The 16,708-nt window shown below is 43.9% G+C and carries 17 protein-coding genes and 1 riboswitch; of the genes, 11 read left to right on the forward strand and 6 right to left on the reverse strand.

Features of this window, described 5'->3' with window-relative positions; genetic code table 11:
- Positions 1-49 precede the first annotated feature (49 nt).
- From WCV65_RS01460 to WCV65_RS01475, 4 genes are all read right to left on the reverse strand, one after another.
- Positions 50-1,582, reverse strand: a complete 1,533-nt coding sequence (locus WCV65_RS01460; RefSeq protein WP_338779475.1) for an FAD-dependent oxidoreductase — start codon at positions 1,580-1,582, stop codon at positions 50-52.
- Between the two features lie 96 nt (positions 1,583-1,678).
- A complete protein-coding gene (gene msrA, locus WCV65_RS01465; RefSeq protein WP_338779476.1) occupies positions 1,679-2,209 on the reverse strand; it encodes a peptide-methionine (S)-S-oxide reductase MsrA in 531 nt (176 codons plus the stop codon).
- Positions 2,210-2,270: 61 nt separating this feature from the next.
- The gene (locus WCV65_RS01470; protein WP_338779477.1) at positions 2,271-3,317 is read right to left on the reverse strand and encodes an LLM class flavin-dependent oxidoreductase; all 1,047 of its coding nucleotides are present in this window, start codon (positions 3,315-3,317) and stop codon (positions 2,271-2,273) included.
- Positions 3,318-3,333: 16 nt separating this feature from the next.
- Positions 3,334-4,569 (reverse strand): hypothetical protein, encoded by a 1,236-nt coding sequence (locus WCV65_RS01475; protein ID WP_338779479.1) that lies wholly within the window; start codon positions 4,567-4,569, stop codon positions 3,334-3,336.
- A gap of 92 nt (positions 4,570-4,661) precedes the next feature.
- Positions 4,662-4,776: riboswitch (SAM riboswitch) on the reverse strand.
- Between the two features lie 422 nt (positions 4,777-5,198).
- Here WCV65_RS01475 and WCV65_RS01480 point away from each other — a divergent pair.
- The 3 genes from WCV65_RS01480 to WCV65_RS01490 are packed head-to-tail and all read left to right on the forward strand — an operon-like array spanning position 5,199 to position 6,364.
- Positions 5,199-5,459, forward strand: a complete 261-nt coding sequence (locus WCV65_RS01480) for a DUF4176 domain-containing protein (protein WP_338779482.1) — start codon at positions 5,199-5,201, stop codon at positions 5,457-5,459.
- Positions 5,460-5,467: 8 nt separating this feature from the next.
- Positions 5,468-5,797 (forward strand): hypothetical protein, encoded by a 330-nt coding sequence (locus tag WCV65_RS01485; protein WP_338779484.1) that lies wholly within the window; start codon positions 5,468-5,470, stop codon positions 5,795-5,797.
- Between the two features lie 51 nt (positions 5,798-5,848).
- The gene (locus WCV65_RS01490; protein ID WP_338779486.1) at positions 5,849-6,364 is read left to right on the forward strand and encodes a hypothetical protein; all 516 of its coding nucleotides are present in this window, start codon (positions 5,849-5,851) and stop codon (positions 6,362-6,364) included.
- Positions 6,365-6,630: 266 nt separating this feature from the next.
- Here the strand turns inward: WCV65_RS01490 and WCV65_RS01495 are convergent, their stop codons facing one another.
- The gene (locus tag WCV65_RS01495) at positions 6,631-6,948 is read right to left on the reverse strand and encodes a thioredoxin family protein (RefSeq protein ID WP_035404359.1); all 318 of its coding nucleotides are present in this window, start codon (positions 6,946-6,948) and stop codon (positions 6,631-6,633) included.
- 197 nt (positions 6,949-7,145) lie between these two features.
- Here WCV65_RS01495 and WCV65_RS01500 point away from each other — a divergent pair, with 197 nt between their 5' ends.
- The 6 genes from WCV65_RS01500 (at position 7,146) to WCV65_RS01525 (ending at position 14,439) form a co-directional block, all read left to right on the forward strand.
- Positions 7,146-8,237, forward strand: coding sequence for a D-alanine--D-alanine ligase (locus WCV65_RS01500; protein WP_338779488.1), 1,092 nt, complete (start codon positions 7,146-7,148; stop codon positions 8,235-8,237).
- Between the two features lie 88 nt (positions 8,238-8,325).
- Complete coding sequence (gene murF / locus WCV65_RS01505; RefSeq protein ID WP_338779490.1) at positions 8,326-9,699, forward strand: UDP-N-acetylmuramoyl-tripeptide--D-alanyl-D-alanine ligase; 1,374 nt, start codon at positions 8,326-8,328, stop codon at positions 9,697-9,699.
- A gap of 121 nt (positions 9,700-9,820) precedes the next feature.
- Positions 9,821-10,525, forward strand: coding sequence for an alpha/beta fold hydrolase (locus WCV65_RS01510; RefSeq protein WP_035404364.1), 705 nt, complete (start codon positions 9,821-9,823; stop codon positions 10,523-10,525).
- A gap of 275 nt (positions 10,526-10,800) precedes the next feature.
- Positions 10,801-12,261, forward strand: coding sequence for a DEAD/DEAH box helicase (locus tag WCV65_RS01515; protein ID WP_051860494.1), 1,461 nt, complete (start codon positions 10,801-10,803; stop codon positions 12,259-12,261).
- A 203-nt stretch (positions 12,262-12,464) separates the two neighbouring features.
- Positions 12,465-12,944, forward strand: coding sequence for a PH domain-containing protein (locus tag WCV65_RS01520; RefSeq protein ID WP_338779494.1), 480 nt, complete (start codon positions 12,465-12,467; stop codon positions 12,942-12,944).
- Entirely contained in the window at positions 12,934-14,439 is a 1,506-nt protein-coding gene (locus WCV65_RS01525; RefSeq protein WP_338779495.1) for a PH domain-containing protein, read from the forward strand. Before WCV65_RS01520 ends, WCV65_RS01525 begins: the two co-directional genes overlap by 11 nt.
- Here WCV65_RS01525 and WCV65_RS01530 read toward each other — a convergent pair.
- On the reverse strand, positions 14,383-15,096 hold the full coding sequence (locus tag WCV65_RS01530) for a rhomboid family intramembrane serine protease (RefSeq protein ID WP_338779496.1): 714 nt from the start codon (positions 15,094-15,096) through the stop codon (positions 14,383-14,385). The genes WCV65_RS01525 and WCV65_RS01530 overlap by 57 nt on opposite strands.
- A gap of 84 nt (positions 15,097-15,180) precedes the next feature.
- Between WCV65_RS01530 and acpS the strand changes: the two genes are divergently transcribed.
- Positions 15,181-15,546, forward strand: a complete 366-nt coding sequence (gene acpS / locus WCV65_RS01535; protein ID WP_035404371.1) for a holo-ACP synthase — start codon at positions 15,181-15,183, stop codon at positions 15,544-15,546.
- Between the two features lie 115 nt (positions 15,547-15,661).
- Positions 15,662-16,672 carry an outer membrane lipoprotein carrier protein LolA gene (locus WCV65_RS01540; protein ID WP_035404372.1) on the forward strand — a complete coding sequence of 337 codons (1,011 nt, stop codon included), beginning with the start codon at positions 15,662-15,664 and terminating at the stop codon, positions 16,670-16,672.
- Positions 16,673-16,708 lie beyond the last annotated feature (36 nt).

Genomic DNA, 16,708 nt, shown 5'->3' on the forward strand with positions numbered 1-16,708 from the left:
AAGTTGTGCACAATTGAATTGTATACGATGTTCATTCAAAGCACAACTTTTATGCTTCATCTGTATTCAGCTTTTTCAGCGGCTTGTCTGCAGGCCCTTCCATCACATCTCCGTCAATGGAGAATCGCGAACCGTGGCAAGGGCAGTCCCATGAACGGTCCCCATGGTTCCATTCCACTTCGCAGCCTAAATGTGTGCAGGTGGAGTCAACTAAATGGAGGCAGCCTTGCTGATCTTTATAAGCAGCCGCTTTCTGGCCTTTATGTGTGACGAGAGCCCCTTCATCATCCCGAAGCTCTTCTATTTTTTTCCGAGAACCGAAATCCAGCTTGCCGCCAATTAAATGGCCGGCCACATTCAGGTTTTGCGATAGGAATGTTTTGATGCTTGGATCAGCGATAAAGCGGGATGGGCAGAACACATCCTGATATGGGTTTTCTTTTTCCAGCACGAGGTCGCGGATCATCATTGCAGCCGCCGTCCCGTTCGTCATGCCCCATTTTCGGTATCCGGTAGCTGCCAAAATTGATGGTTTGCCCTTCGTGACAGGTCCCACATAAGGGATTTTATCGAGCGTAATTAAATCCTGTGCCGACCACTTGTACACCGTTTCCTTTAGCCCAAGATGGACCTTTCCAAACAATTCAAGGCTCTCGTAATGCTTTTCTGTATCAAATCCTTGTCCGGTTTTATGACTGTCCCCGCCAATTAGAATCAGGTCTTCGCCATTCATAGGGGTAGCGCGGATCGACCGGGTCGGATTGTCCGCGCTTAAATACATTCCGCCGGGATACGGCTGCCTGGTTTTAACGCCCAGGACATAGGACCTCTCAGCGTACATTCTTGTGAAATAAAAGCCGTTCCCGTCATAGAAAGGGAAGTGTGAGCAGGAAATGGCATGCTTGGCTTTAATATGGCTGCCATCCCTTGTGATGACCTTTGCTCCACCATCAAATGCTTCTGCATCTACAGCAACAGTATGCTCATAGATTTCAGCACCCATTTCCTGAAGCTCCTGAACCATTTGGTTTAAATAGGAGATAGGATGGAATTGAGCCTGATTCCGGATCATGATTGCGCTTTTGATGGATAAATCAAAAGGGAGGGTGTCCGCCATTGCACAATCTGCATCGAGCTTCACATAGGCTTTGTATTCTTTCTCAAGCTTCGTCACATTTTTGTTTTCCGTCGTGTAAATATAGGCATCCTGGTTCGAAAAATCACAGGAAACATTGGCGGCATAATCACGCATAAAGGCAAGAGCTTCATCATTCGCACGGAAATATTTTTTCGTTTTTTCTTCGCCGATGTGGTGCATCAGCTCATCGTAGATCAGGTCATGCTGGGTCGTGATTTTAGCCGTGGTATGTCCGGTTGTGCCGTTTAATAACACATCCGCTTCAAGAAGAACGACCTTGACTCCTTCCTTGGCAAGCAAATAGGCAGCAGTAATTCCGGTAATGCCGCCGCCGACAATAACAGCTTCTGTTTCCAGACTTTGCTGGAGCTTGGGGAAGGATGGAAGCTCGGCGGATTCTCTCCAATATGGTTCTGGAGTTGAGGGAATCGGTTGATTTGGCAAAGGGATGCCTCCTTTGTTTATGTACTACCACCTAATTTTTCCAAAAACGAAGAATTCATGTAGAGAAAAATAAAAAAGAGTGCGGTTTCCCGCACCCTAGTTCCAATTCTCTTTTGCAAAAGCATCCCTGCCGGATTCCACTCGTTCCTGCTTGTATTTTTCAGGATTCTTTTTATAGAAATCCTGATGATACTCTTCAGCAGGGTAGAAGGTACTTGCTTCTCTGATTGGCGTTAAAATCGGTTTCTTAAACTTGCCGCTTTCCACCAGTTCCTTTTTAGTGGCTTCGGCTGCCTGCCGCTGCTCTTCCGTATGATAGAAAATAATCGCCCGGTATGACTCGCCCCGGTCAATAAACTGGCCCTCGTCATCAGTCGGGTCAATTTGCTGCCAATAAAGCTCCAGCAATTTTTCATAAGGAAAAAGACTGGGATCATATTGAATCTGCACTGCTTCCGCGTGGCCGGTTGTTTGTGCTTTTACTTCTTCATAGGTCGGGTTTTCTTTATGGCCGCCTGTATAGCCGGATACAATGCCGTGAATGCCTGGAAGCTCGTCGAATGGTTTCACCATGCACCAAAAGCAGCCTCCTGCGAATGTAGCCGTTTCTAATTGTGTGGTTGTCATGTTGGTTCCTCCTTATAAATCCTTACTAAAGTATAAAACGGATTAGATACGGGTGTATAGTTTATCGAACTGCGGTCCTCTTTCTTTCCACAATCGGCATGACTGTTTTAGAAAAACGCTCCATTTCTTCAAGCTGCGGCGAAAATTGGAGCAGCAGCAAATCAAGACCTGCCTCTTCAAACTGGATGATCCGCTCTGCAATCTGTTCCGGTGTCCCGACGAGATTCGGGCGCAGTCCCCGGTTTGACACCGAATAATCCTGAAGCTGGATTTGCTGTTCAAGCTGGGATTTGCTTGTGAAATCTTTAAAGCCTGCGTAAGCAGAGGACTCTTTTACATCGGTTATGCGAGCGAGCTCTTCTGCCGCCTCTTCCTCCGAATCCCTGCATATCACGTATGCGGCCATTCCAAAGGAGGCGAATGGATTTTCATTCACGGTTTCTCTTAAACGAACCATTTCTTCGATTTTTGAACGGACTTCATCCACCGTTCCCCCGTGCATCACATAAGCGTCGCAATAGCGGGCAATCGTCTCTTTTCCGCGCGGACTTTCGCCTCCTGCATACAGGATCGGATTCGGTCTTTGAACTGGTTTCGGGAAAAGCTTTGCTTCTTTGTATTCATAATGCCTTCCTTTATGGGAGAATGAGTCTTCCATCCAAAGCCCTTTCAGAACCTCAACAAACTCCTCTGTCCGGCTGTAGCGCTCATCATGCTCGGTAAAAATACCTCCGTACTGTCTCGCTTCTTCTTCCCACCAGGCGGAGACGACATTTAACGTAAACCGGCCATTGCTCATCTGATCTAGGTTGGCCGCCATCTTGGCCGCCACTGCGGGGTTATGAAAGCCCGGTCTGATAGCCGTCATAATTTCAATTTTATCAGTGACTGCGGCAAGTCCTGCTGCCGTTGTCCACGCTTCAAGCGAATCGTATTCCGGGCCTTTAATATCGTTTAAATAAAGCTCTGCGATCAAAGTTGTGCTATAGCCCCATTTCTCACCTGACTGAATGACCTTTTTTGCATAGTCAAAAGTGGGAGGCATCTTTTCATCCTGAACATTTCTGAGCCAGCCCCCAAAAAGGGGAAGCCAAAATCCGTATTTCATCCCATTCACACCTTTCCTAGCACGGGCATACATACCCCTGATTGAATTTATTTTTCATTTGCTGTACAGAAGGTGCGCGGTCTTCAGCTGAAAATACAGCTTCTGTTATATGTGTGGAGGTTTCACCGAAGAGCACCGAAGCCATTTCGGAATCGGACAGGTGTCCATGAAAAGTACCGGGACGTTCCTGCTTAACCTTTAGATAGTCATCTAAATATACCCATTTTGAATAGTCCAATACTGGATATTGGGCTTCTCCTTTTAACCCGGTCACTTCGTTATAAGCGAGAAGAGGCAGGTTAACTCCCGAGAAAATCGGAAGTCCGATCCACTTCCAAACTCGTGTATTCACATCCAGTAATTTATATGTGTCATCCCGTTTGTCATATACGAATTCTGTCTCCGCAATTCCGTAATACCCTTGCGCTTTTAATATTTCAGCACCGTATGAGACAAACCGGCCGCCTTCAGCAGACTCAACAAGACAGCCCGTTCCGAAGTTCAAAGGATATTGCTCAAGCTTTCTGCCGGTGAACTGGCCTTTTATTTCCCCGTCCATACTCGTATAGGTGCAGAGAGAATAAAAGTCTGAAAGAGAGCTGCTGATTATATCCTGGATTACAACCTCATGGCTGGCTGTTCTAGCCAGGATGGCGGTGAGCTCCTCCGTACTGTTCGCGGTAAAAGCCTTCGTCTGAAAAGCTTCATAAAAACTGCGCTGTTCCACAGGTTTTACGATGCATGGAAAAGGAAGGTCATCCGGGTATTCACCCGAAAACTCTTCCGGATACCAGGTTGCAGGGATTGGAATGTTTAATGAAGCGGCTTTTTTATAAAGCTTCCGTTTATTTAAAAGAGATTCAACGTTGTCCCACTCCGCGAACGGGAATAAGAAATACTTTTCAAGCTCGGTCCGGTGTTTACTGACGAGCAGCACCCATTCATCATTGCACGGAAACAATACACCCTTTAGAGGGAGATTCCGTCCGATTTCCATCAGCAGACTGATAAATTCCGCCTCTTCAGTAAATGGATTAGGACATAAAGCAGTGGTATGAACATATTTAGATTGAAGCCCGACCGCCCGTCCATCTCTGTCCAGCGCGACAATGGGAATACCTTCTTTTCCCAGAGCCCGGGAAATAGCCAACCCTGTGATATGGGAGTTGAAAATAATAGCAGGATGCTTGTCTTCCGGAAGTGTCTTTAACTGGTTCCATAATTCTGTTCCTTTTATAAGAAAATCTGTCAATCTACCCATCTCCTTATGTCATAAAAACCGCAAAAAACCCCTCTTCATGAGCAGAAGAGGGGTGGAACAATCTGAAAAGCAGACCGGCTCTTCTCTCATCTTTCAAACACATGAATGTGTCTGCAGGAATTAGCACGGTTTCACAAAAATCGTGATCCGTTGCCGAGGCTTCGCAGGGCCATGTCCCTCCGCCTCTCTGGATAAGAGTTATTAGAATTAAATTGATCATATGTTCGTTTGATATATTTGTCAAGGACTGGGCTTCTGGAAACTTTGGAGGCAAAAATGTCGAGGGAAGGCGGAAACGATTATTTCCTGGAAAATAATTTAGTCGAAATTGTCATTTTGAAGGGAATTAACCATGCAGAATGCTAAACAATATAAAATCCTTTTCTCCTCAAAAGTGGTTTATGTTTTAAAAGAGGGGGGTAGGACTTATATAACATGATTATGGATAAATATACCTTGGTAATTATCGGAATTTCAATATTATGTTAGTTCTATAATCACATTTTTTCTAAAATATAAATAGTTGTTTGAAAAGATGAAAAGATATGAGTTAGTATAAATTTATCTGATTTTTACAAAACAAGGAATTTATTTGAATCAAAAGAGTAAGGTGTGGTTGGATGAGTGCAAATTTACTGAATTTTTATTCTCAATTAATAGCAGATAAAGAAATTTATGGAAGAAAGCAGCAACAGGCGGATAATGAGGATAAAGTTTGGGACTATGTTGCTTGTCCTTACCCTCAAGGTCACATTGGGGATAATACAAATGTATTCTTTAATCATAATCAAATTAACAAAGTTTTTTTTAAAGGACTGGAAACAAAAGGCGAAAAGGCATTGAGAAAACAACTAAAAGAGATTTTCAGCGATAAAAAATGAAGAGTTGGATGCATTGGTTTACAGAACCTTATGCCATAGCAGCATCAGAAATAAGGTATCTGGTTAACAGAAACAAAGAGTCTGATGTACATAAAGAAAAGTACCGAATTAACCAGCTTATTCTTTTTAACATAATATTTATGCTTATGTACTCTATTTTCTTTTTAGGTTCAATTACTTATATTATTCTATCATTTTTTGTGGCTTGGTATGGTTTTTTAGTTCTAGTGATCACGATTCCAATGATGGTTTTAGCAAAAGCTGTACAGAAGAAAAGATATTTATCGCGTAGAGATGCTTTTATAAAAGACGATCCTAATTTAATAAACCATCGGTAGAGGCTCATTGGCCATTCATATAATCTAAGAAAGTAGAAAGGAATTTACATCGTGAAATACTTATCTTTTTTAATGATTTTATGTTTTTTTCTGGTAGGCTGCAGTGATAAGGAAAACAGTCAGAAAGAATTATCTAAAGAGGAAAAACAAAAGATTATACTAACCTATGTGAATGAATCAACCCAAAAAGTTTCGGATTACGAAGTAGAGGCTTTCAACTCGCTTTCTTCAGTTTCTGGAGACAACTATTCTGATGACAAGACTCTTCTTGCAGAGTTAGTGAATAATACAATGCCGGCATACGAAAAAGCTGTAAAGGAAGCAAAAAGTATTAAACCAGAAATTAAGGAACTGGATAGTCCTGCAAAAAAAATGGTTACAGCAACAGAAACTTTTTATAGTGCACTTGAACTTGAAAAAGAAGCTTTAGAAAAAAGTGATGAAGAAATAATGCAGAAATCAAACCAAAAGATGCTGGAGTATCAGAAGCTCATTAAGGAATATCATGCAGAAATGAAACAGATCACTAAAAAATACAATGTAGATTATGATCCTACAAACGATTAATGGTTAGAGTCTCTCTACTAAACACTTGAATGTCTAAGTGTTCTATTTTAGATTGCTCATGCTTGTCTTTTTTGAAGTTCGATATCGGTATTCATAAGAAGCTAAGTTACAGCATCAAGTTGATTTGAGCCGGAGCAGCGGGCACAGATGAGATCCTGTAAGCGAAAATCCGCCCGCCCGAAGATAAGTGAACATCTGCAGAGGAAAACAACAGGTATGTTAAATGGAGAATGTAAAAAAGTAAAAGCACAAGCGAGAGCTTGTGCTTAAAGTTTTTCAGCGAGAAATTCCTGAACCTGTTCAGGTGTCTTGGCATTCGCACTGTGAAGGTGGCCAAGCTTTTCACCGTTTTTAAAAATCAGGATGCTTGGAATCCCCATTACCTGATACTGCTCGGCAATCTCAGGAAATTCGTCTTTATTAATTTCAAACCATTGGTATTCTTTGTATTCTTCGATGATTTCATCGATGAAGAAATTCATTCGGGTGCAATCAGGACACCAATCTGCGAAGAATTTAATTAAGACTTCCTTATCTGTTGAAATAAGCTGCTGAAACTGCTCGGATGATGTAATTTTTTCCATGTGAAAATCCCTCCTGTCTTTATTTTAATACAAACTGCGTCATTTAACGACTAATTCGCTATGCATAAAAAAATAATGCGATACGAATCTTTTGAGATAAAAACAGGGTCATCTATAACAAAAATGCCGGAAGGTGATAAAATGGTGAGAGTGATTAAAAAATGACTGCACCTGAAAGATTGAGGGGGAAATAAATAATGAAAATTAAACTTGGCCTCGTATACGGAGGGAAATCCGCAGAACATCAAGTTTCTCTGCAAACAGCTCTTGCTGTAATCAAGGCGCTTGATCTCAGCAAATTTGATATACATCCTATTTATATTACGGAAAAGGGCGAATGGATCCGCGGAGTACAGCTGAACGAGCCTGCTTCAAATGTGGCTGCTTTAAAACTGGGACATGAAGAGAGCGAAGCGATTCTGCCTGTTGCACTGAACACGGAATTGTTCCCGTCCACTGCCGGTGAAAATCCGGAGCAGCCTTTTGATGTGATTTTCCCGCTTCTTCATGGACCTAATGGGGAAGACGGCACCATTCAGGGAATGCTTGAACTAATGAATATTCCGTACGTAGGAAACGGGGTTCTTGCTTCTGCAGCAGGAATGGATAAAGTAGCAATGAAAAATCTGTTTGCGCAAGCCGGACTTGAGCAGGCTGAATACGTTTGGCTGATTCGCAGTGAGTGGAAAAAAGATCCGGAATCGGCATATACTAACGTAGAAACCAAACTGGGCTATCCTTGCTTTGTCAAACCTGCCAACCTTGGCTCCAGTGTCGGAATCAGCAAATGTAAAAACCGCGGGGAACTGGAAGCTGCCTTTGAGGAAGCTTTCTCCTATGACCGCAAAATTATTATTGAAGAAGGAATTATTGGACGTGAGATTGAGATTGGCGTAGTTGGAAACGATGAGCCTAAATGCTCCGTTACAGGAGAAATCGCTCCGAAAAAAGAATTTTACGATTATAAAGCGAAGTATGTGGACGGCGATACAGACATGATGATTCCGGCGAAAGTTACGGATGAAGAATATGCAATGATTGAAAAAATGGCGATTGCTGCTTTTAAAGCCATCGATGGTTCCGGACTTGTACGGGCCGATTTTTTCCTTACAGAAGACGGAAGAGCCTTAATCAATGAAGTGAACACGATGCCGGGCTTTACACCATACAGCATGTTCCCGCTTCTTTGGAAGCATACTGGGTTGGAGTATCCTCAGCTCATTGAGAAGCTCGTTTCGCTTGCTATTGAACGCCACGAAGAAAAACAGCAGATCAGACACACGTTTTAATAAAGGAGGGCTGGCTAATCCGCGTTTGCCATAACAGGCAGGCAACGAGGAGCCGGCCTATCTCGATTTTTGAAGGGAGAATACCTGCATGATTCAGAGAACGCTTATAGATATACAGCAAATGGCGGGAGGCGAAGGTCTTGCCGCACAATATGAGGACCGGTCAGCTGCCGGTGTATCAACCGATTCGCGCAGCGTTTTGCCCGGCTCTTTATTCATCCCGATAACAGGAGAGAACTTTAACGGGCACCGTTTTGCGGAGAAGGCACTGAGTGAAGGCGCAGCTGCTGTTCTGTGGGCAAAAAAGGAACTTAATCCTCCTGCTGATGCACCGGTTATTTTCGTTGAAGATACGCTTGCAGCTCTTCAGAAGCTGGCGAAAGCCTACAAAGAACAGCTGAACGTTAAGGTTGCCGGTGTTACTGGAAGCAATGGCAAAACGACTACGAAGGATCTGCTTGCATCGGCCCTTTCCCCGTCCTTTAACGTACATAAAACAAAAGGGAATTTTAATAACCATATCGGCCTTCCGCTTACATTGCTTGCAATGCCGGAGAACACAGAGGTTGCTGTTTTGGAAATGGGCATGAGTTCTAAGGGCGAGATTGAATTCCTTTCACAACTTGCCCAGCCGGATGCGGCCATTATTACAAATATCGGAGAATCTCATCTAATGGATCTTGGTTCCCGTGAAGGAATTGCAGAAGCGAAGCTTGAAATTGCTTCCGGCCTGAAGGAGGATGGAATTCTTTTCTACTTTGGTGATGAACCGCTGTTACAGGAAAGAGTGCCGGCATTGAGCAGAAAAACGATGACATTTGGTGAAACTGCGGAAAATGACCTGTATCCTTCTGATATTGTTCAATCAGATGCTGGAGTGGAATTTACTGTCCAGCCGGAGGGAGAACGGTTTGCAGTCCCTGTACTCGGCAAGCACAACGTATGGAACGCCCTTGCTGCAATCGCTGTCGCCCGCCACTTTGGATTGAAGGATGAAGCGATTAAGAAAGGTTTAAGCAGCCTTGCCATGACAGCGATGCGTCTGGAGCTGCTGAAATCCTCTAAAGGCTGGGCTGTTATTAACGATGCTTATAATGCAAGCCCTACCTCTATGAAGGCCGCAATCAGACTGATAGAGGATTTACAGGGATATTCCCGCAAAATCCTCATACTGGGAGACATGCTGGAGCTTGGTGAGCAGGAAGCTGAATTCCATGAACAGACAGGTGAGCATATCAGTACCGGCAAAACGGACCATGTCTTTACGTATGGGAAGCTTGGAGAATGTATTGCTGCAGGAGCGAAAAAGAATCTCCCGGATGAGAACGTTCAAAGCTTTACCGATAAAGAGGAGCTTATTTCGGCTGTGAAAAAATTTGCCCGTCCCGGCGATCTGTTTCTCGTAAAAGCTTCAAGAGGCATGAAGCTTGAAGAGGCGGTAGAAGCACTGCAGGAGGATTGAAAAATTTTTGGGAATTTTGGCGATACTAAAGTCAGCCATTCTAAAAAAAGGGCCTAAATCATCTTTTCTTTTTCCTGATGAAGGGTAATGCTTAATAAAGGCCTGATTCAGGAGGGATAAGATGATTGGCTGTCTATGTATACATGGTTTTACGGGTGCCCCGTATGAAGTGGAACCGCTTGCCGATTATTTGAGAAAGCATACGGATTGGGAGGTCAGAACACCTTGTCTTCCAGGCCACGAAGAAGCGGGGTCTCTAAAAGGAATTCGTTTTCAGAAGTGGATTGAATGTGCGGAGCAGGAGCTCGAAATGTTAGGTCGAACCTGTTCGGAAGTGTATGTCATAGGGTTTTCAATGGGAGGGATGATCGCTTCGTATCTTGCTGCCAAATATCCGGTAAGTAAATTGGTTCTTTTAAGTGCGGCAGCGTATTATGTCAATCCCCGGCAGTTTATGAAAGATGTCAGGTGTATCATTGAGGATAAATTCAGGGGACTTTTGGAAGAAAATGAAGTATACATGCGCTACAGGAAAAAAGTAACAGAAACACCGATTCTGGCTGCATTTCAGTTTAGAAGGCTTGTGAATTACGTAAAGCCGAGACTTCCTGGAATCACCGTTCCAGTCTTGATAGTGCAAGGTGAATGTGACGGAATTGTTCCTATTAAGAGCGCCCATTACTTATACAAAAAAATTGGATCAGAGGAGAAGAAGCTTTGTTTTCTGCCTTCCTCTGCACATCTCATCTGCCACGGAGATGATTTTGAAGAACTGGCATATGAGACGGGAAATTTTCTGGGGGTTACCTCAATCTCGCAGACGTAGCGATCAGCATGAGCAGGTAAAAAGGAAGCGTCCATCTGTGTGATTATTTACTATGAGTATCATGAGGAATAAAATATTGGATTTTTTGCCTGATTGTATTAACCTGCATATCGTGTTATGATTGAATTTAAGTGTTTACGGGCTTCTTAATGAAGTATGAACGGGATAACTAAGTCTGTGAAGACTATAACTAAGTCTGCGAAGACTAGATAAATAAAGGAGTATGAATAAATTTGAATACAAAGTTCCAAGATCTAGGTTTAAGCGAAGGTACAATGAAGGCAATTAACAAAATGGGATTCGAAGAGGCAACTCCCATCCAGGCACAAACGATTCCACTAGGCCTTCAAGGTAAGGACATCATTGGACAGGCGCAAACCGGTACGGGTAAAACTGCTGCATTCGGTCTGCCGCTTATCGAAAAAATCAACACAGAAGATCAAAACATCCAAGCAATTATTATTGCGCCAACTCGCGAGCTTGCGGTTCAGGTATCTGAAGAGCTTTATAAATTGAGCTACTACAAGCGTGCACGCGTTCTTCCTATCTATGGAGGACAGGACATCAGCCGCCAAATCCGCGCGCTGAAGAAATACCCTCATATCATCGTAGGAACACCTGGACGTTTGCTTGACCACATTAACCGCAAAACGTTAAAACTGGAAACAGTTCATACGGTTGTATTGGATGAAGCAGATGAAATGCTGAACATGGGATTCATCGAAGATATCGAATCCATTCTATCCAATGTGCCTGAAAATCACCAAACACTTTTGTTCTCAGCAACAATGCCGGATCCGATCCGCCGCATCGCTGAGCGCTTCATGAAAGATCCTGAGCTTGTAAAAGTGCAGGCGAAAGAAGTAACAACTCCAAACATTACGCAATATTACATTGATACACATGAAAAGAAAAAATTCGATGTGCTTACACGTCTTCTGGATATTCAATCTCCAGAGCTGGCAATCGTTTTCGGCCGTACAAAGCGCCGTGTTGATGAGCTTTCCGAGGCTCTTAACCTTCGCGGATATACAGCTGAAGGAATTCACGGTGACTTGAGCCAGGCGCGCAGAATGTCTGCACTTCGTAAATTCAAGAGCGGAAACATCGATGTTCTTGTAGCGACTGACGTTGCTGCACGCGGACTGGATATTTCCGGTGTAACACATGTTTACAACTTCGATGTGCCTCAAGATCCGGAAAGCTACGTTCACCGTATTGGACGTACTGGCCGTGCAGGCAAAACAGGTATTGCGATGACGTTCATCACGCCAAGAGAAATGGATATGCTGAAAAGCATCGAGCGCACAACGAAGCGCAAAATGGATAAAATGACGCCTCCAACTCTTGATCAGGCACTTGAAGGACAGCAAACGATGACTTCTGAGAAGATCCGTTCTGTTATTGAAGAAGGAAACCTTTCCTACTATTCAAAAGCAGCAGCACAGCTTCTTGAAGAATTCGATTCCGAAGTGATTGTAGCAGCAGCGATCAAGCTTATGACAAAAGAGCCGGATCAAACTCCAATCAAATTGACGGATGAGCCTCCTGCATTCTCTAAAAGAGGCGGAAAAGGTTCAGGCGGAAACCGCAATCGCAGCAACGGCAGCTATAACAGCCAGCGCAGCGGCGGAGCAAAAAAAGGCAACCGTTCGTACAACGATAAAGGCCGTTCACAGCAAAGAAGAAGCGGCAGCGGAAGCAGCAGCAGCAAAAGCAAATCTTATTCTAACTAATTCAGAAACAGCGCCTGGTGACGGGTGCTGTTTTTTTGCGGTTTTTCAAGAGTTTTTTCACCCCGGGGCAGTATTGTTTTTGGGCAGTAATAGATTTTGGGGATGAATCCCATTATACTTAATTGGAAGGGAATTTTAGGATAGAGGAGCTTTGCTCTTTTTTTCAGTACTTACAGATAGCTTTTGAGAGGGGGCGGATACAATTGAGAGAGAGACCGCAAAATCAAATTAGTTTGAAAGCAAAAACCGTTTGGCAAATAACCGGCCTCATTACCTCTGCCGTTTTTATATTGGCTGACATAGGAATTGGCCTGCTTATTTATTTTCACATTTGGCCTATTTGGACGGCTGCCATTGGAATTGCAGTGACTGCCGTTTACATGATTTTTAGCGTTTGGCTCGTTCCTATGTATAGGCAGCAATTCTGGAGGTACGAGGTTCATGAGCAAGAAATTGATTTGCAGCATGGGTGGCTCACCGTAAAAAGAACCATTATCCCGATGGTGAGAGTTCAGCACGTGGATACGAAGCAGGGGCCGCTGCTCAGAAAGTATAAGCTGGCATCTGTGGAGATTTCGACGGCCGCTACAAAACACGAAATTCCCGCTTTGGATATGGAAGAGGCAGATCGCCTAAGGGATTCCATTTCAAAACTGGCGAGGGTGACGGACGATGATGTCTGAACCGAAACGCCTCCATCCGGCAGCAGCCATTATTAATTTTATTAAACTGTTAAAAGAAATGATTATTCCGCTTGTCATCTTTATTTTTGCGAACAGAGGAGATGGACTTCTTGGAGTGCTGATGTATTCGGGTGCGGGGCTTTTTTTGCTCCTGCTGATTACATTCAGTTTGATCAGGTGGCTTAAGTTCACGTACCGCATTGAAGAGGATGAGCTTCGGATAGAGCAAGGGCTTTTTGTGAAGCAAAAGCGGTTCGTTCCTGTGGAAAGAGTTCAAACCATTAATACGAGAGCCGGAGTCATACAGCAGCTGTTCGGACTTGTCCGTTTGGAAATCGAAACAGCGAGCGGCGGGGCAGAAGCAGAAATTGAACTGACCGCTATTTCCAAGAGTGAAGCGGCAGCGATTAAGCAGGCATTGAATGAACGGAAAAACGTAATAAAGGCGGAGAATACTGGGGACGTGCGGCTTGAGGATCAGTCGGAACTGTTGGATGAAAAATTGACCTACAAGATGACGCAGAAGGAGCTGCTCATCGGGGCAGCGACAAGCAGCGGAATCGGCGTCGTTTTATCAGCGATATTTGCATTCGGATCTCAGCTTGATGAAGTACTTCCGGTAGATTCTATATTTAAAAGGTTTGAGTTTTTGACTCATTCAGGTGTACCGTTTCTGGCCTTTGTCATTTTTCTTGGATTTTTCATTGCCTGGCTTCTCAGTATAGCGGGAATTCTCTTGAAATATTCCGGGTTTAAGCTTGAAAAAGCAGGAGATGAATTCGTCATATCACGGGGGCTGATTGAAAAAAACCAGCTTACAATTCCGATAAGGCGAATTCAGGCAGTGAAAATTACGGAAAATCCGCTGAGGCAGCCTCTTGGCTATGCCACCGTACAGCTCATATGTGCGAGCGGCAAGGCAGATAATGACGGCCTCTCAGCAGCCATTTTTCCATTTGTTAAAACAAAGGAAGCTGTGAAGCTGCTTGAGGAATTTCTTCCTGAATATACGTACAGCATGGAAAAAATCTCTGTTCCTAAGAGAGCGTTAAGAAAATACGTCTTTAGGTATACGTGGCCTTCCCTTATTCCTGCTGGGATTTTGATTTTCCTGTTTCCGCACTGGGGATGGTTTTCGCTTATTCTAATCCCGTTGTTTGCTTTGTTTGGTTTCTGGGCTCATAAAGATTCGGGGTATCGAATAGGTGGGGAGCAGCTGACCCTCCATGCAAGGGCAATCAGCAAATACTCCGTTGTTTTGCCTAAAAAGAGAATGCAGCAGATGCAGATTACCCAAAGTGTTTTTCAAAAGCAGGGAGATCTTGCAACAGCCGGGACTTCTGTTATGTCTAATGTATTTGGAGCCCATTTCTCGGTAAAGGACCTGGAGCTTGAAGACGGCAGCCGGATTTATGATTGGTATTCAAATCGTCGTCTATCAAGTGATGCTGGCGATGATACCAATAACAGCCAGCAGGACGATGACCGCGATTAAAATGGTTTTCCGGTCCCATTTAACTGGCTTTGCGCGTTTGCTTTCACTATAAAAAGTATAGTGGGCAAACGCTTCTTTTTTTAGAAGGATGGCAGCCAGTCCAAATCCGGCAGCCAATCCGAAAAAATGAGCGACAGTATTGGTGGAAGGGGAAAAGAATGAAGTGAGAAGGCTTAAGGCTAGAATAATAACAAGCACTTGCGCATTTGCCTGACTCATTCTGCTTTTTCGGAAAAAGGCCATAAACAGATAACAGCCGAACAAACCGAAAATAGCTCCGGAAGCCCCGACGTGGCTGTAATCAGGAGGCTGAATGAAATAGGTGGCCGCATTTCCGGCGATGCCTGATCCGAAATAAATCAGTGCGAAACGCCCTTTTTTAAGCATTTCTTCCAAGGCAGGAGCGAATAAGATAAGGGACAGAGTATTGAAAAACAAATGGGTAAAGCTCGCGTGAAGGAAAATGGGTGTAATCAGTCTCCACCACTGTCCGTCTGATATGGCGGCATTGAATCCATCAGCTTGTGAAAACCAGTAAGGGGCATCCTTGAATGGAAGGGAAAAAAATGCCCATAGAAGGACCTGCAGTCCTATAATGAAGGTGGTCAGCGGAAATTTGGCCATGAATGAAGAAAAGCTTTCAGTTCGGATAAACACTCGGACCCGCCTCCTTTAGATGTTTAGTTCATTTATATGGAACGGGACAATGAATAGTACAAGGGAATTGGAAAGGAGAATTGGATGATAACGGGGATTGGGTTAGATATAGTAGATATGGAAAGAATTCGGGCTCTGGAAAATCGTCACCCGCGCTTTCCGCAAAGAATACTTGGCAAAGAAGAATGGCTGATTTATGAACAGTTAACAGGTGTCCGCAAAACGGAATTTCTGGCGGGCAGGTTTGCCTGCAAGGAAGCTTTTGCAAAGGCGTCCGGTCTTGGAATCGGAAAATCCCTTAGCTTTCAAGACATTCAAATAGTTAAAGAAAAAAGCGGAAAGCCCGCTGTTATAGCCTCCGGATTCAGCGATGCAAGGATTTTGGTCTCCATTACCCATACGAAGGAATATGCCGCCGCCCAGATTATCATGGAAAGCCTGTCAAGCTAGTCTGCATATTCACCCGGTCTGTCTCATATATTTGTATCGGAATGGGAGAGACAAGTGTTTTGGCACTGTTTTTCTTACACTTTATTGTGAGATAAAGCAAAGGGGCTGAAAAAGGGTGAAAAGAAGCTTAAGTTTGTTGCTGGTAGGGCTGATAGCTGTCTTTCTAATGTCTGCCTGCGGAAACAAATCCCAGAATGACGTAGTGAAAGGGCTGGATAAGAAGGTTGAGGATACTGAAAGCTATAAAACGAAAGCGAAAATGACGCTTCAGACAGGCAGTGAACCTCAAGTCTATGATGTGGAAATCTGGTACAAGGAACCTTCCTTCTACCGTGTAAACCTGAAGAATCCAGCGAAAGAGCAAAGCCAGATGATCTTGCGCAATGAGGAAGGCGTTTATGTCCTGACACCTTCTCTCAACAAAAGCTTCCGTTTCCAAAGCGACTGGCCGAAAAACAGCAGCCAGGCGTACCTATTCGAATCTTTAGTGAAAGATATTGTTTCTGACAAAGCAGCGATCTTTAAAGCGACGGAAAAGCAGTATGTATTTGAAACGAAAACCAACTATCAAAACAATTCCATGCTGCCGATGCAGGAAATAACGTTTAATAAGAAGGATTTGTCACCTGCAAGCGTGAAAGTGATGGATCCGGATCGCAACGCCCTGGTCACGGTCGAATTTAAAGACTTTGAATTCAACCCCTCCTTCGATAAAGACTCCTTCAATATGGAGAAAAACATGTCATTCGGTATGATGGACCTTCCGGCTGCCGCACCGGTAGACAAGGAGCCTTTTGCTGTTAAATATCCGATGGAAATGCCGGAGGGAGTCAAGCTGATTCAGGAAAAAGAGCTTGAAACAAACAATGGCAAACGAATTGTTATGACGTTTGCAGGCAAGAAGAACTTTACGATGATTCAGGAAAGAGCCAGTGTATCCTCTTCAGCCAAGGCTGTGACGGTCAATGGGGATCCGGCCGATTTAGGGTTTACAGTTGGTGCAATTAACGAAAATTCCATCACCTGGACTGCCGAGGGAGTGGAGTACATGATTGCATCAGAGGATATGACTCCTGACGAAATGATGAATGCAGCGAGGTCGGTTCAAGGACAAACTGCAAAATGATGCGAAAACAGGAAGGTGCGATTCGCACCTTCCTTA

The sequence above is a fragment of the Metabacillus sp. FJAT-52054 genome (assembly GCF_037201815.1).
Classification (GTDB): domain Bacteria; phylum Bacillota; class Bacilli; order Bacillales; family Bacillaceae; genus Metabacillus_B; species Metabacillus_B sediminis.